The following is a 15019-nucleotide window of genomic DNA, read 5'->3' on the forward strand; positions in this document are numbered from 1 at the left end:
CTGTCAGCCGGACGGCAGCCGCAGTTCCACGACCAGGCCGTGCGGATCGTTGCCGGCCGTGCCGAGCCGGCCCCCGCTGAGCCGGGCGATCTCGTCGGCGATGGCCAGGCCCAGGCCGCTGCCCGGCACGTTCTGGTGCTCGGGTGCCCGGGCGAAACGCCGTGTGAGCATCGAGAGCTGATCGTCCGGCACGCCCGGGCCGTCGTCGCTGACCTGCACCACGACCGCATCGTCCGCGAGCGCGGCCGCCACGGCGACGCGGCCGCCGGACGGGACGAACTTGACCGCGTTGTCGAGGACGGCGTCGAGGATCCGACCGACGGCGTCCGGCACGGCCCGTGCCCGCAGCCCCTCCGCCACGGCAGCGGCGCTCAGCGTCAGCCCGGAGGCCTCGAACACCGGCTCCCAGGCGGTCACCCGCGCACGCACCGCACACGACACGTCCTGCTCGGTCCGCTCCGCCGTCCCCGACTCCACGCGCGCCAACGCGAGCAGGCCGTCGAGCAGTTCCTCCAGACGCTCGGCCTCGTCCAGGGCCCGCGCGTGCTCCTTCCGGCCGGGTCCGGGCGCGAGATGCGGCTCGACGTTCTCCAACTGCAGCACCAGGGTGGCCAGCGGGTTGCGCAGCTGGTGCGAGGCGTCGGCGACGAACGCGCGCTGTCGGCCGAGCGAGTCGGCGACCGCCTCGGCCATGCCGTTGAAGTGCAGCCGCAGACTGCGCAGTTCGGGCGGACCGGTGTCGGAAACGGCCCGCGTCTCCAGGCTGCCGGAGGCCAGTCCGGCGACGGCCCGGTCGAGATCACGGACCGGGCGCATCAGCCAGCGGGTGATGCCGGCTGCGACCAGGGCCGCGGCCGCGAAGGCGGTGAGCGCCGCGCAGGCGATGAGCACCCAGCGCACGGTCACGTCCCGCCGGGCCGCGGTGGTGGGAACGGCCAGCAGGACGGCCCCGCTGACCCGCTCGTCCCGGCCGACCGGTTCGGCCAGCACCACCCGGTCAGGGCCCCAGGGCCGGACGGTCGGCAGCCGCTCGGTGGACCGCCCGGTCAGCGCCCGGCCCAGCACGTCGTCCGCGGACGGGGTGGGAATGCCCGCTCCCGCCTGCGCCAGGTTCCGCCCCGCGGAGTCCACCACGGTCACCGAGGCGCCGTACAACTCGGCGTACCGGCGGATCTCGGTGGACAGCTCGGTGCGGTCCGCGGTGGTCCGCACCCGGTCGGCGAGATCGGCGAACCGCACGGAGTCGGCGCGCCGCTGGAGCAGCAGATGCTCCGTCCGCCCGCTCGCGTACGAGCCGGCCAGCGGCACCGACAACAGCAGGGTCGCGGCCCCCATCAGCACCATCAGCACAGCCAGCAGCCTGCGCCTCATCGGCGGCGGCCGTCCCGGCTGTCGGTTCCGAGCTGATACCCGAAGCCCCGTACCGTACGCACCAGTTCCGCGCGGCCCGTCTTCGCGCGGATGCCCGCCACGTGCACGTCCAGGGACCGGGACGCGGCGAGGAAGGCGTCGCCCCAGATGCGGTCCAGGATCTCCTCGCGGGAGTGCACCTCGTCCGGCCGGGCCGCGAGGAAGGCGAGGACGTCGAACTCGCGCCGGGTGAGCCGTACGTCCGCACCGGCCACCGTGACCGTACGCCCCGCGATGTCGATCTCCACATCGCCGGTGCGCACGGTCTGACCGCCGCCGTCCGTGCCGCGCGGTGCCGCTGCCCCGGTACGGCGGCGCACGGTGTCGATCCGGGCCATCAGCTCGTTCATCCGGAACGGCTTGACCACGTAGTCGTCGGCTCCGGCCCGCAGCCCCTGCACGATGTCGCGCTCCTCGCAGCGGGCCGTCACGACGATCAGCGGTGCGTCGCACACCGTGCGCAGCCGCCGCAGCAGCTCCAGCCCGTCCAGGTCCGGCAGGCCGAGGTCCAGCAGCACGAACTCGGCCGCGTGGACGTGGCGCAGGGCGTCCAGGGCCCGGCCGGCCCGGCGCACGGTGTGCCCGCGCTGGGCGAGAGCCGTGGTCAGGGCCTGGGCCATTCGGTCGTCGTCCTCGACGAGCAGCGCGTGCATGAAAAGTCCTCGTGCCGTGGTGAGATGGGCGGCAGCCTACCGGGACTCTTGCAGAAAACCTCAGGTGTTCACGGGGGGAATGCATCTCAGGACTGCTCTGACCTGTACCTTAGAGCGGACGTTTTTGCTGCTCGATGTATGGGCGGACGATCGCCAACGGTGCTCCGCCGCACGATGCGGAGAAATACGAGGGCGGCCACAGGTGCCCGTGCATGATGGCGCGGTTGATCCGGCCAGTGAACTCCTGACGTATCCGGCGGGCGGAGACGCCCTTGAGGCTGTTGACCAGCTTGGAGACGGTGACCTTGGGCGAGTAGTTGATCAGGAGGTGGACGTGATCGCGTTCGCCGTTGAACTCCATCAGCTCCGCCTCGAAGTCCTCGCACACCTTTGCGCATGATCTCTTCGCAGTCTGTCAGCATCTCGTCGTTAAACATCCCGCGCCGGTACTTCGTCACGAAGAGCAAATGCACATGCATCACCGAAACGACGTGTCTGTCTGCCACGCCTGTAGTCGTTCTCTCTATCCATGAGACCAATCGCAGTAAGATCTTGGTTGTGCAGCTCCGTTACAACTACCGGGCTTACCCGGATGGCATCCAGCGTCGTGCGCTGGCGAGTGCGTTCGGGTGTGCCCGCGTGGTGTGGAACGACTGCCTGCGCGACCGCAAGGAAGCGCACGCGGCAGGGCTGCCGTACGTGAAGTCGGCGGCGCTGTCGCGGCTTCGCATCACTCAGGCCAAACTCACCGAGGAACGGGCCTGGCTCGCCGACGTGTCGGCGGTCGTCCTGCAACAGTCCCTGCGGGACCTCGACACCGCCTACAAAAACTTTTTCGACTCGGTCAAGGGTAAGCGGCAGGGCCGCAAGGTCGGCCCGCCCCGCTACAAATCGAAGAAAGACACCCGGCAGTCGATCCGCCTCAACACCAACGCCTTCTCCCTCCAGGACAACGACACGGTTTATATGGCCAAGGTCGGCAACCTCAAGGTCAAGTGGTCCCGCCGGCTACCGGCCGCGCCCACGTCCCTGACCGTCACCAAAGACAGCTCCGGGCGGTACTTCCTCAGCTTCGTCGTGGACGCCGAGCCGGACACCCTCCCCGAGGTGGAGGCGGAGTCCGGTATCGACCTCGGCTTGTCCGCCTTCGCGGTCCTGTCCGACGGCAGCAAGATCGACAGCCCGCGCTTCCTGCGCCGGGCCGAGAAGAAGCTCAAACGCCTTCAGCGGGAGCTGTCCCGCAAGGCCAAGGGATCGAAGAACCGGGCCAAGGCCCGCATCAAGGTCGCACGTCAGCACGCCAAGGTGGCGGACCGGCGCCGGGACTGGCACCACAAGGCATACACACAGATCATTCGCGACAACCAAGCGGTGTTTGTGGAAGACCTCGCGGTGTCCGGTCTGGGGCGCACCCGACTCGCCAAATCCGTGCACGACGCGGGATGGTCCGCGTTCGTCGGCATGCTGGAGTACAAGGCGGTCAGGCACGGCCGCACCTTCACCAAGGTGGACCGGGCCTTCCCCTCCTCGCAGGTCTGCTCGGCCTGCGGATTCCGCGACGGCCCCAAGCCCCTGCACGTCCGGGAGTGGACGTGCGGCGAGTGCGGCACCGTGCACGACCGCGACCACAACGCAGCCCGCAACGTCCTCTTCGAAGGACGCCGTATCGTCGCCGCCGGGCGGGCGGAGACGCTAAACGCCTCGTGGAGCGTCGGTAAGACCAGGACGAGAGTCCCGGCACAGCGCGTCGAAGCAGGAAGCCCCCAGAAGGGTCAGACGACCCAGGCCGGAATCCCTGGACCTTGGGCCAGGGAGCACGTCAAGTAAGCGGCACGGCCCGGGTCACCACCGCGTCACCGGACGGCTTCGGCCGAGGCGTCCGCGGCTCCCGCAGCGGAGCCTGCCTCCTCCGCCTCGGCGCGGCTGAGCGCCGCGTTGCGGGTGTCCGGCATCAGCACGTAGGTGACCAGGGAGACGAGCGCGCACCCCGACACGTACCAGAAGAACATCTTCTCGTGACCGCTGTCCTTGAACCACAGGGCCACGTACTCCGCGGTGCCGCCGAACAGCGCGTTGGCGACGGCGTACGGCAGGGCCACACCGAGGGCGCGGACCCGGGTGGGGAACAGTTCCGCCTTCACGGCCGCGTTGATCGAGGTGTAGCCGGTGACGATGACGAGGGCCAGCAGCGACAGCCCCAGCGCGGACCAGTAGGAGGACGCCGAGCCGAGGGCGGTCATGATGGGGTACGTGCCCACCGTGCAGCCGACCGCGAACGTGATCAGCAGCGGCCGGCGGCCGATCCGGTCGGAGAGCAGCCCGGCGAAGGGCTGGAGCAGCGCGAAGACGGTCAGCGCGGTGAAACTCACCAGGGTGGCCGTGGACTTGGCCATGCCGGCGCTGCCGATCAGGTACTTGGTGAGGTACGTGGTGTACGTGTAGTAGGCCACGGTCCCGCCCAGGGTGAGCGCCATGACGAGACCGGCCTCGCGGCGGTGCTGCCACAGTGCCTTGATCGTGCCGCGCGCGCTGTCCTCACGGTCGTCCGCTCCGGACTCCTCGGTGAACGCCTCCGTCTCCGTCAGCCGGCGCCGCAGCCAGAACACCACCAGGGCGAACACCGCACCGAGCGCGAACGGGATCCGCCAGCCCCAGCTCTCCAACTGGTCCGTGGTCAGGGTGTGCTGCAGCGTGATCAGGATGCCGAGACCCAGAAGCTGCCCGCACGTCATCGACACGTACTGGAACGAGGAGCCGAGCCCCCGCCGGTTGCGGGCGGACGCCTCGGTCAGGTACGTGGCGCTGGCCGCGTACTCGCCGCCGATGCTCAGACCCTGCAGCAGCCGGGCCAGGAGCAGCACCAGGGCGCCGAAGTAGCCGACCTGGCCGTAGGTGGGCGCGAGGGCGATGAGCAGAGCGGCCACCGACATCATCGTGACGGTCAGGGTGAGCGCGCTCTTGCGTCCGTGCCGGTCCGCGGCCCGCCCGAGGATCCATCCGCCGACCGGGCGCATCAGGAACCCGACCGCGAAGATGCCGGCCGTGTTCAGCAGTTTGGTGGTCGGGTTGTCGCCGGGGAAGAACGAGTCGGCGAAATAGATGGCGAAACTCGCGTAGACGAACCAGTCGTACCACTCGACGAGGTTGCCCAGGGACCCGCCGACAAGGGCGAGACGGCGACTGCCGGAAGAGACCGCTGGCGGCTTTCCGGGCACGGCGGCAGAGGTGGACATGGCGGCTCCAGGTGGGGAAATCCGGTGGGATCGGGGAGCGGGTGAGTGCCCCCGGAACCTGAGTGCGCCCGAGCATGGGGCCGCCCGCCGCACCCGGACAAGACCGCTCGCCCAGATCTAACATCCCGCTAAGAAAGCCACCGCTCGACGAGGCGGGAATCGGGGCGCCGGCAGTCGAGGGCGATCGGCCCCGCGCCACCGTCACGGTGCCGCCCCTGCGACCGAGTCGGCCGCGGCGGAACACCGGCCCCCTGTTCGGCGAGGAGAACCCGCTGCCCGGCGGGGGCTGAGCACGGCTCGGCCCCCGTCGGGTGCGCGTCACCCTTCGAGCGTCAGGTACAGGCGAGTACCTCGCGGCCGGAAGCCGACCCGCTCGTACACGCGGCGTGATCCCTCGCCGCCGTACTCGAGCCAGACGGACGATGCCCCGGCGGCGAAGGTGGTCTCGGCGAGGGCGGCCGTGATCGCGGCCGCGATGCCCCGGCCGCGGTATGCGGGCCGGGTGCCCACGCCCGCCACTTCTGCCGTCCCCGCGGCAGGCGCCGAGCAGAGCGCCGCACCGGCGCAGTCGCCTTCCGCACCGCGGACGAACCGGACGGCTCCGCCGTTCTGCTGGGTGCGCCGCATCCGGGCCGCACCCTCCGGAGAGGGCGGGAACTCACCGCCGAACGCCTCGGACAAGGCGGTGTCGATCGCCGTGTAGTCCTCGTCGCTGTCCGGGACCTCCACGCGGAACGTCACGGCCGCCGGGAGTGCCAGGGTGGCGGGGGTGCAGACCATGTACTCATGGACCGCCTCCGTCGTGAACCCCGCCCGGCTCAGGGCCGGTTCCACGGCGGGCGCGGCATCGGGGGCGAACTCCAGCCGAGGCTTGAGGCCGCGCTCGCGGAATGCCGCGATCAGGGAGCTGACGTCCCGGTCGGTCGGCTCGGCGCCGGGGACCGGGGTTGCGTAGTTGACGTACGGGCTGGTCGTCGTGGGATCGATCCCCACGACGAAGCCGCCGACTTCGACCGGCGCCGGACGGCGCAGCAGGTTGGCGACGGCGAAACTCTGGACGTCGGTGTGCACGATGATGATGACCTCACGTCGGATGGCAGGCACGAGAGCTGCGGGACCGGCAACAGCCGGGAAAAAGGGGGATGAACGTGGGGCCGCCGTGAGGAGACGCGAGGGCACGGTGCTCGCTGCCGAAGGGGCAGACTGCTTCAGTGCCGACGGCGGCCGCTGGGGGACGCCGTGATCAAAGGCTTCAGTCCTTCGTCGTGCAGAGGTGTGTGGAGATCAACTCCAGGAACTCTGTCACACGCCGCATGGGCGCGGCAATCGGTTTTGCGGCCGCGCCGGGGCCGCCGTCAACCGGACACCATCCGCAGCACGTCCGCCGGGCCGCGCTCACCCGTGCGTGTTTCCGCCGGCCGGATGAAGGTGCGCAGGCCGCAGGCGGCGGCGCCGTTGCGGACCGGGTTGTCGCCGACCATGAGGGTGGCGCGGGGGTCGGTGCCGAGGTCGGCGCAGGCTTTCGGGAACAGCTGGGGGTCGGGCTTCTCGCGGCCCTGCTCATAGGAGATGACACAGGTGTCGATCAAGGCGTCCAGCCCGTGGCGGGCGAGGTGGGTGCGCAGGTCCCAGGCGCAGTCGCTGACGATGGCGACGCGCAGGCCGCGTTCGCGCAGGGCGCGCAGTACGGGTTCGGTGTCCGGATAGGGACCCAGGCGTCAGGGGCGGTGAGTTCGCGGTAGGCCGCCTCCTCCGGGCCGCGCAGGAAGTCAACTCGCTCCCACCATCCCCGCATCGCGCGGCGGTGCCGTGCGGAGGAGAGGTCCCGGCCTTGCTGGAGGGCGACGACTTAGGGCAGCCGGAAGGCGGTGCGCAACTGGCCGGATATCTCGGCCTGCCGGTCAACTCGCCCGACTGCTGCCGTACACCGTGGAGATCGCGGCTGGCACCCGTACCCGCGCGGGCGGCGTGCCACCGATTCCGAGCGCGGCGGCGAAGACGTCATGGGTGTCTGTGACGGCAGGCGTGCCGGCGGTGAGTCCGGTGAGCGCGCCGAGGCCGTCATGGTCGAGCAGTTCCGGCGAGTGGTGGCGCCGCTGTATGTCGGTGAACGAGGTGCTGGCGTCCGTGTCGGAGACCCCGCGAAGGGGAATGTGCCCGACGATTCCAGACCGCAGGCCCGGAGCGGAGTGCCCGGCCACTCCTCCAGGACCGGTGCGGCGTGCGTGCCCATCGCCACGATCGCGGCCCGCACGGGCCGTCCCCGCTCGTCGACGGCGTATCGGTGTCGACCATGCGGCTGCGCGCAGTGTTCACGCAGTAGGCGATCGGCTTCTCCGGCTCGAAGTGCCGTGCACCGTTGAGCCGCTCGGTCTCGGGGATCCGCCTGGAGAGGCGCTGCCCGCGCCGGAGTTGCCGCGTCAGTGAGCAGGGTGCGCTGACGTCCGATCCGTCCGGGCTTGGTTCAGGCGAGGCAGGTGAGCGGTCGGCCGCCGTTGTAGGTGACCATGTCGCCGAGGGCGGCCGCGGCGTCGATGCCCCGGCCGAGTGGGCCGCCCTCCAGTTCCGCGTAGGCCCGGTGGAGGTTGCCGACGATGCGTTCGGAGTCGAGCAGCTCGGCATATGCGCCCAGGTCCGTTTCGCGGGCGGTCTCCAGAGGCGTGAGACCGGCATCGCTGCCCGCTCGGGCGGTGGCCTGGACGAACCGCAGGTATCCGAGCACGTCGTCGATGAGTTCGGGGCCGGCTACGGCGCCGTGCCCGGGAACGATGGTCGTCGCCCCCAAAGGCTTGATCACGTCCTCGAGGACCTGGATGGCACCGGCTACGGATCCCTGGAGGAGAAAGGGGGTACCGCCGTTGAACAGCAGGTCACCGCTGAAGAGGACCTGACGATCGGGCAGCCAGACGATGGAGTCGTTCGTCGTGTGGGCGGCCGTACCGACGTGGCGCACGTCGGCGCGCAGGTCGTCGGCCCATACGGTGACTCCGTCGGTGTAGGTGAGGAACGGCGGTTCGAGCGTGACGTCGCCCCACTCGACCTCGGTCCAGAACGCCGCCGCCGCTCCCGGCCCGCCCCACTGGATGATGCTCGACCGGGTGGCCTCGTGTCCGACGATGGTGGCGCCACCGAAGAGGTGATTCCCGAAGGTGTGGTCACCGTGGTGATGGGTGTTGATCAGCGTCCGTACCGGCTGGGGCGTGACGGTGGCGATGGCGTCGAGATACGCCTGCGTCCGCCGCACCGTCGAGCACGCGTCCACACTGATCACCCCGCGCCGCCCCACGAGGAAGCCGGTGTTGTTGATCCACCAGCTGCCGTCGGGCTGTATGTAGGCGAAGACGCCCTCGCTGACCTCCTCCACCCGGGGCGGAGGAAGGAGGGTGACGTCATGGTGGACACTGCTCACTGCGCACTCCTGTCGTGACGACGGCGGATCTCTCGAAGTGACGGGGGATCGCTCAAAAGTCCACGGCGCTGCCGCGCCCGGCGGGCTCGTCGAACGCCATCGGGATCATTGCAGTGATGACCGGCCGGACGGTAGCCCACGAGCCGGCGATGCGCGCGCACTCCCGCCACCAGAAGCCAGGGCCGGATGCGGGCCGGCGTCGTCCAGCAGGTCGAGGAGGGCGGTCAGGGCTGAGGAGAACCGTCATCGGTCGCCGTGCGCTGACGCCGGTAGTGGCGAGCTGCTCGGGCACGGTTTCCGCATGACGGCTTGCACCATTCCTGCCGCCCGTGGCTCTTGACGAAGTAGCGCACGCAGCGGGGCGCGGTACAGGCGCGCAACTGCTCGCGCTGCGGGCCGCTGAGGAAGTCGATGGCGGCACGGGCCAGGGCCGCCACGAGTCGCACCTTCGGATCGTTCTCCGCCGACAGCAGACGGGCCGTGGGGGCGCCTTCCGGTGGCCAGTCCATCTGCGGGACGACCGTTTCACGAGCGGCAGCCGTGTTGAGGCCGGTCAGTGCCTGGGCAGCCGGCATCAGTCGATGGGCGTCCGCCGAGCTGGCGGGAGCGGGACCGACCGCCCGGGCGAACAGCGCCCGGACTGCCCGCCGTAGTTCGATGATCTCGATCCTGAGGTTCTCGTCGGCTGCGATTTCTCCTGCCGAGAGATGGCCCGCCAGCAGGTCGGCCTGCGTGTGGATCCAGCGGGTCGTTGCGAGTGTCGTGGCGAGGTCGTCGGTGACGCCGCCGTCTCCGTCGTGGCGGATCGTGCTCGCCAGTTCCAGCGCCAGCCAGCGCTCCATCGGCGTCCCCTTCCCTCCCTGTCGCCGACCACTTGATCACATTCCCACGGACAGCCTAGGGTCTCTAACGGTAAAATGAAAACTTCCGTTAGAAGCCGGGGTGCGGTGACGCACCACGCCCCGGAGCGCACCGGCGGCCGGAGCCGCCGTGGGAGGGGACTGAGAATGACGGTTCTGCTGGCCCAGATCAGCGACCTGCACCTCGACGGCAGCGAAAGGGCCACCCGACGCGCCGGCCGCGTCATGGACTACCTACGGTCCCTGCCCCACCCGGTGGATGCCGTTCTGGTCACCGGGGACATCGCCGATCACGGCGAGGAAGCCGAGTACGAAGAAGCGGCCCGCATCCTGACGGCTTCCTTCCCGGTACTCACCTGCCCCGGCAACCACGACGTGCGTCCGGTCTATCGCAAGGCCCTGCTCGACGAGGCACCCGACCATGGCCCCATCAACCGGATCCACCACATAGCCGGGGTCGCCATCCTGATGTGCGACTCCACCATCCCCGGCCGCGACGAGGGGCGCCTCGACGCCCGGACGCTCGACTGGATCGACACCCAGCTCGCCGGACTGCAGCAGGACACCCCGGCACTGATCGCCTTCCACCAGCCGCCGGTCCCGCTTCACCACCCGCTGCCCGACTCCGGAATGCTCAAACAGCCCGAACAGCTGGCCGCGCTGCTGGACGTACACCCGCAGGTTGTCGCCGTCCTGACCGGACACGCCCACACCGCAGCCGCCTCGACCTTCGCCTCCCGTCCCCTGATCGTCGGACCGGCCGTCACCTGGACCCTGCGCATGCCCTGGGAAGGCGACCATCCGGCGGACCGCGACCAGCCGCCCGGCCTCGCCTTCCACGTCCTGGGCGACGACCGGCGCCTGACCACCCACTACCGCGTCGTCCTCTGATCCCCGCTCGACTCGGCGACGTCGTCGCCCGTTCGCGCCGGATCAAGCAGCTCACCTGCGAGCCGGCCCGCTGGACAGGCGGGGTCACCCGGGACGACCGCGCTCGCTCACACCGGCGGACCCGTCCCTGTGCGAGGGGCGTAACCCCTGATGATCGGCCATGGAGACGCCCGCGTAATGATCCGTTCGTACGGTCACGGAGGGTCGTAGCAGGCGAAGGAGAAGGGGGCGTCGGTGGGAGCGTTGGTCCCGCGGGCCGACAGCGGTGCGAAGGTGCGTACGGTGTGCTCGTACTGCGGTGTGGGCTGTGGCATGGTCCTCGACATCGGTCACGGGCCGGACGGCCGCCGTGTGGTGCTGAAGGCGTCCGGTGACAAGGCGCACCCCGCGAACTTCGGCCGGTTGTGCACGAAGGGCGCGACCACCGCGGACATGCTCGCCGCTCCTGGCCGGCTGGCCACGGCCCTCGTCCGGCCCGCACGGGGGGAGGGACCGGAACCGGCCGCTGTGGACACGGCGGTCGCCACGACAGCCCGCCGACTGCGCGCCATCGTGGACGAGCACGGCCCGGACGCCGTCGCGCTCTACGTCTCCGGGCAGCTGAGCCTGGAGGCGCAGTACCTGGCGAACAAGCTGGCCAAGGGCTTCCTGCGGACCAACCAGATCGAGTCGAACTCACGGCTGTGCATGGCGAGCGCGGGCACCGGCTACAAGCTGTCGCTGGGAGCGGACGGGCCGCCCGGCTCCTACCAGGACCTCGACCGGGCGGACGTCTTCTTCGTCATCGGCTCGAACATGGCGGACTGTCACCCGATTCTCTTCCTGCGCATGATGGACCGGGTGAAGGCGGGCGCCAAGCTGATCGTCGTCGATCCACGGCGCAGCGCGACCGCCGCGAAAGCGGACCTGTTCCTGCAGATCAAGCCCGGCACGGACCTCGCTCTGCTGAACGGCCTCCTCCACCTCCTCCACGAGAACGGTCACACCGACCCCGAGTTCATCGCCGCGTACACCGAGGGCTGGGAGGCGATGCCGGAACTGCTGGCCGACTATCCGCCCGCAGCCGTCGCGGAGATCACGGGCATACCCGAGGCCGACATCCGCGAGGCGGCCCGGCTGATCGGCGAGGCGGGGGAGTGGACCAGCTGCTGGACCATGGGTCTCAACCAGTCCACGCACGGCACCTGGAACACCAACGCGCTGGTCAACCTGCACCTCGCGACGGGCAGGATCTGCCGCCCGGGCAGTGGCCCGCTCTCGCTCACCGGCCAGCCCAACGCCATGGGCGGGCGCGAGATGGGGTACATGGGCCCCGGTCTGCCCGGGCAGCGCTCCGTACTCGTCGACGCCGACCGCGCCTTCGTCGAGGAGCTGTGGGAGCTGGAACCGGGCACGATCCGGGCGGACGGCGTCGGCAAGGGCACCATCGAGATGTTCCAGAAGATGGCCGACGGTGAGATCAAGGCGTGCTGGATCATCTGCACCAACCCGGTCGCCTCCGTCGCCAACCGCAAGACGGTCATCGAAGGGCTCGAGGCCGCCGAGTTCATCGTCACGCAGGACGTCTACGCCGACACCGAGACCAACGCGTACGCCGACGTCGTCCTGCCGGGCGCGATGTGGGCGGAGACCGAGGGCGTACTCATCAACAGCGAGCGCAACCTCACCCTCGCCCAGCCGGCCGCCGACCCGCCCGGCGAGGCGACGGCGGACTGGCGCCTCATCGCGGCCGTCGCCCGCGCCATGGGGTACGAGAAGGGCTTCTCGTACGACAGCGCCGAGCAGATCTTCGAGGAGATCAAGCGCAGCTGGAACCCCCGGACCGGCTACGACCTGCGCGGAGTGTCGTACGACCGGCTCCGCGTCACCCCCGTGCAGTGGCCGGCGGCGGCCGAGGACGGACCCGACCGCAACCCGATCCGCTACGTGAACGACGACGGCTCGCTCACGTTCCCCACCCCGAGCGGTCGCGCCGTCTTCCACGCCCGTCCGCACATCCCCGCCGCCGAGATGCCGGACGACGACTACCCGTACGTCCTGAACACCGGCCGCCTCCAGCACCAGTGGCACACCCTCACCAAGACCGCGAAGGTGCCCAAGCTGAACAAGCTCGACCCGGGCCCCTTCGTGGAGATCCACCCCCAGGACGCCGCAGGTCTGCAGATCGCCGACGGGGACTCGGTGGAGGTCGCCTCCCGCCGCGGGCGGGCGGTGCTCCCCGCCGTCGTCACCGACCGGGTGCGTCCGGGGAACTGTTTCGCGCCGTTCCACTGGAACGACCTGTTCGGCGAGTACCTCAGCGTCAACGCGGTCACCAACGACGCCGTGGACCCGCTGTCCTTCCAGCCCGAGTTCAAGGTGTGTGCCGTCTCCCTGACCAAGGTCCCCGCTCCGGTGATCGTCAAGGTCCCGGCCGCCGGCGCGACGGCCGCCATGCCGCCAGTCGCGCAGCCGGCCGTCATACAACCTGCCGTCACACAGCCGACCGTCCTGCCCGTCGCGGTCTTCGGTCTGGAATCCACGCCACCGCCAGTGCTCACCGAACGCGAACGGCAGTACCTGGTCGGCTTCCTCGCCGGGATTCCCTCGGGAGTCCCCGGAGTCCCCGTGCTGCCGCCGGACGCGCCCTTCAGCCCCGAGCACGCCCTGTGGGTGAACGGCACGCTCGCCGGGATGTACTCCCGGGCCGGTTCGGCCCCCGGGATGCCCGCGACGGAGGCGACCCCGGGCCGGCAGGTCGTGATCCTGTGGGCCTCGCAGACCGGCAACGCCGAGGAGTTCGCCGCCGCCACCGCCGAGCAGCTCACCACGGACGGGCATGTCGCGTCCCTCGTCGCGATGGACGAGGCCGACCCCGCTGCCCTACCCACCGATGCCGACCTGCTGCTGATCACCAGTACCTTCGGCGACGGCGAAGCGCCCGACAACGGTGCACGCTTCTGGGACGACCTGGCCACGACCGAGGCCCTGCGCCTGGAGGGACGCCGCTACGCCGTTCTGGCCTTCGGCGACTCCTCGTACGACGACTTCTGCGGGCACGGCCGCCGCCTCGACCAGCGCATGGACGAACTGGGAGCGGTGCGGCTGGCACCGCGCACCGACTGCGAGCCGGACTACGAGACAGCGGCCCACTCCTGGCTCACCCAGGTGCTCACCGCCCTCCAAGCTGTTCCGGGACCGTCCCCCGCTGTTCCGGGACCGTCCCCCGCTGTTCCGGGACCGTCCCCTGTGGCTCCGGTGGACGCCGCCCGCCCGGCCCCGCGCAGCAGGCGCCCCGCCCCGGTCACCGCCCGCCTCACTGGCAACCGGCTGCTGAGCCTGCCCGGAGCGGGCAAGGAGGTCCGCCGCTTCACCCTCGACACCCGCGACAGCGAGCAGCCCCTCGGCTACGAGGCGGGCGACGCCCTCGGAGTGCGGCCGCTCAACTCCTCAGGTCTCGTGGCGGAATGGCTGGCCGTCACCGGTCTGGACGCCGGCACCGCGGTGACCGTCGACGGCAGCGGTGAGATCGCCTTGGACGACGCCCTGCTGCGTCACCTCGACATCACGCGTATCTCCTCCGCCCTGCTGCGCTTCGTCGCCGACCGGGCCCGTGACCCGCGCCGGCTCCGGAAACTCCTGCGCCCGGACAACAAGGACGAGCTGGCCAAGTGGTCCTGGGGCCGCCAGGCCGTCGACGTGGTCACCGAGTTCGGCGTACGGGCCGACGCACAGGAATGGGCCGACACCCTGGGCCGTCTGCAGCCACGCCTCTACTCCATCTCCTCCAGCCCGCTCACCGACCCGCACCTGGTCTCGCTGACGGTCTCCGTCGTGCGCTACGAGAACCTGCACGGCCGCGCCCGCCACGGCGTCTGCTCCCCGTTCCTCGCCGACGCCGAACCCGGGGTCGGGGTCCCGGTCCACCTTCAGCGCTCCGCACACTTCCGGTCGCCCGCCGACCCCTCCACCCCGATGGTCATGGTCGGCCCGGGCACTGGGATCGCGCCCTTCATCGGCTTCCTGGAGGAGCGCCGGGCCCGAGGCCACCGGGCCCCCAACTGGCTGTTCTTCGGCGAACAGCACCGGGCCACCGACTTCTACTACGAGGACGAGCTGGCCGCCTTCCGCGCCGAGGGCACCCTCACCCGCGTGGACACCGCCTTCTCCCGCGACCAGCGGGCCAAGGTCTACGTCCAGGACCGGATGCGCGAGCACGGCCCCCTGCTGTGGTCGTGGCTCCAGGACGGCGCCCACTTCTACGTCTGCGGTGACGCCTCCCGCATGGCCAAGGACGTCGACCAGGCTCTCAAGGACGTCGCCACCGTCCACGGCGGCCTGAGCGAGACGGACGCTGCGGCCTACGTCAAGCAACTCGCCGCCGACAAACGCTACGTACGCGACGTCTACTGACCCGTCTCAGACCCTCGACGCCCGGCCCCGGGGCCCCTGCCACCCGCCGATGTAGTCACTCACTGATATAGTCAACAATGCACATAGGGCATTCGTTTTCTATGAACGTCTGTGAGCCAGCCTCGGCCCCGTCGCGGCCGACACGGCGTCTTGTCAAGGACCGGAGTAAGT

General features: G+C 70.3%; 11 protein-coding genes and 1 pseudogene. 3 read left to right on the forward strand and 9 right to left on the reverse strand.

Features of this window, described 5'->3' with window-relative positions; genetic code table 11:
- Positions 1–3: 3 nt before the first annotated feature.
- From ABZ471_RS34065 to tnpA, 3 genes and pseudogenes are all read right to left on the reverse strand, one after another.
- Positions 4–1371 (reverse strand): HAMP domain-containing sensor histidine kinase, encoded by a 1368-nt coding sequence (locus ABZ471_RS34065; protein ID WP_359071947.1) that lies wholly within the window; start codon positions 1369–1371, stop codon positions 4–6.
- On the reverse strand, positions 1368–2063 hold the full coding sequence (locus ABZ471_RS34070) for a response regulator transcription factor (protein WP_359071949.1): 696 nt from the start codon (positions 2061–2063) through the stop codon (positions 1368–1370). Before ABZ471_RS34070 ends, ABZ471_RS34065 begins: the two co-directional genes overlap by 4 nt.
- A 109-nt stretch (positions 2064–2172) precedes the next feature.
- Positions 2173–2594 (reverse strand): annotated as a pseudogene (gene tnpA, locus ABZ471_RS34075) (IS200/IS605 family transposase).
- 27 nt (positions 2595–2621) lie between these two features.
- On the opposite strand from tnpA, the gene ABZ471_RS34080 reads away from it, so the two are divergent.
- Entirely contained in the window at positions 2622–3890 is a 1269-nt protein-coding gene (locus tag ABZ471_RS34080) for an RNA-guided endonuclease TnpB family protein (RefSeq protein ID WP_359071950.1), read from the forward strand.
- A gap of 26 nt (positions 3891–3916) precedes the next feature.
- Here the strand turns inward: ABZ471_RS34080 and ABZ471_RS34085 are convergent, their stop codons facing one another.
- The 6 genes from ABZ471_RS34085 to ABZ471_RS34110 form a co-directional block, all read right to left on the reverse strand.
- Positions 3917–5296, reverse strand: a complete 1380-nt coding sequence (locus ABZ471_RS34085; protein WP_359071952.1) for an MFS transporter — start codon at positions 5294–5296, stop codon at positions 3917–3919.
- A gap of 318 nt (positions 5297–5614) precedes the next feature.
- Positions 5615–6400 (reverse strand): GNAT family N-acetyltransferase, encoded by a 786-nt coding sequence (locus ABZ471_RS34090; RefSeq protein WP_359071954.1) that lies wholly within the window; start codon positions 6398–6400, stop codon positions 5615–5617.
- A gap of 251 nt (positions 6401–6651) precedes the next feature.
- Positions 6652–7011: an HAD-IA family hydrolase gene (locus tag ABZ471_RS34095; protein WP_359071993.1), complete on the reverse strand. Its 360-nt coding sequence runs from the start codon at positions 7009–7011 to the stop codon at positions 6652–6654.
- A 186-nt stretch (positions 7012–7197) separates the two neighbouring features.
- Positions 7198–7497 carry a hypothetical protein gene (locus ABZ471_RS34100; RefSeq protein WP_359071955.1) on the reverse strand — a complete coding sequence of 100 codons (300 nt, stop codon included), beginning with the start codon at positions 7495–7497 and terminating at the stop codon, positions 7198–7200.
- A gap of 263 nt (positions 7498–7760) precedes the next feature.
- The gene (locus tag ABZ471_RS34105; protein WP_359071957.1) at positions 7761–8705 is read right to left on the reverse strand and encodes an MBL fold metallo-hydrolase; all 945 of its coding nucleotides are present in this window, start codon (positions 8703–8705) and stop codon (positions 7761–7763) included.
- 224 nt (positions 8706–8929) lie between these two features.
- The gene (locus ABZ471_RS34110) at positions 8930–9547 is read right to left on the reverse strand and encodes a CGNR zinc finger domain-containing protein (RefSeq protein ID WP_359071958.1); all 618 of its coding nucleotides are present in this window, start codon (positions 9545–9547) and stop codon (positions 8930–8932) included.
- 165 nt (positions 9548–9712) lie between these two features.
- Between ABZ471_RS34110 and ABZ471_RS34115 the strand changes: the two genes are divergently transcribed.
- On the forward strand, positions 9713–10456 hold the full coding sequence (locus tag ABZ471_RS34115) for a metallophosphoesterase (RefSeq protein ID WP_359071960.1): 744 nt from the start codon (positions 9713–9715) through the stop codon (positions 10454–10456).
- 234 nt (positions 10457–10690) lie between these two features.
- Complete coding sequence (locus ABZ471_RS34120; RefSeq protein WP_359071961.1) at positions 10691–14848, forward strand: bifunctional nitrate reductase/sulfite reductase flavoprotein subunit alpha; 4158 nt, start codon at positions 10691–10693, stop codon at positions 14846–14848.
- Positions 14849–15019: the final 171 nt, after the last annotated feature.

The organism is Streptomyces sp. NPDC005728 (genome assembly GCF_040630895.1).
GTDB lineage: Bacteria > Actinomycetota > Actinomycetes > Streptomycetales > Streptomycetaceae > Streptomyces.

Bases quoted from the DNA above. Each gene is read 5' to 3' on its own strand.
- ABZ471_RS34065 (WP_359071947.1), bottom strand. From the start codon at position 1,371: ATGAGGCGCAGGCTGCTGGCTGTGCTGATGGTGCTGATGGGGGCCGCG.
- ABZ471_RS34110 (WP_359071958.1), bottom strand. From the start codon at position 9,547: ATGGAGCGCTGGCTGGCGCTGGAACTGGCGAGCACGATCCGCCACGAC.
- ABZ471_RS34070 (WP_359071949.1), bottom strand. From the start codon at position 2,063: ATGCACGCGCTGCTCGTCGAGGACGACGACCGAATGGCCCAGGCCCTG.
- ABZ471_RS34085 (WP_359071952.1), bottom strand. From the start codon at position 5,296: ATGTCCACCTCTGCCGCCGTGCCCGGAAAGCCGCCAGCGGTCTCTTCC.
- ABZ471_RS34115 (WP_359071960.1), top strand. From the start codon at position 9,713: ATGACGGTTCTGCTGGCCCAGATCAGCGACCTGCACCTCGACGGCAGC.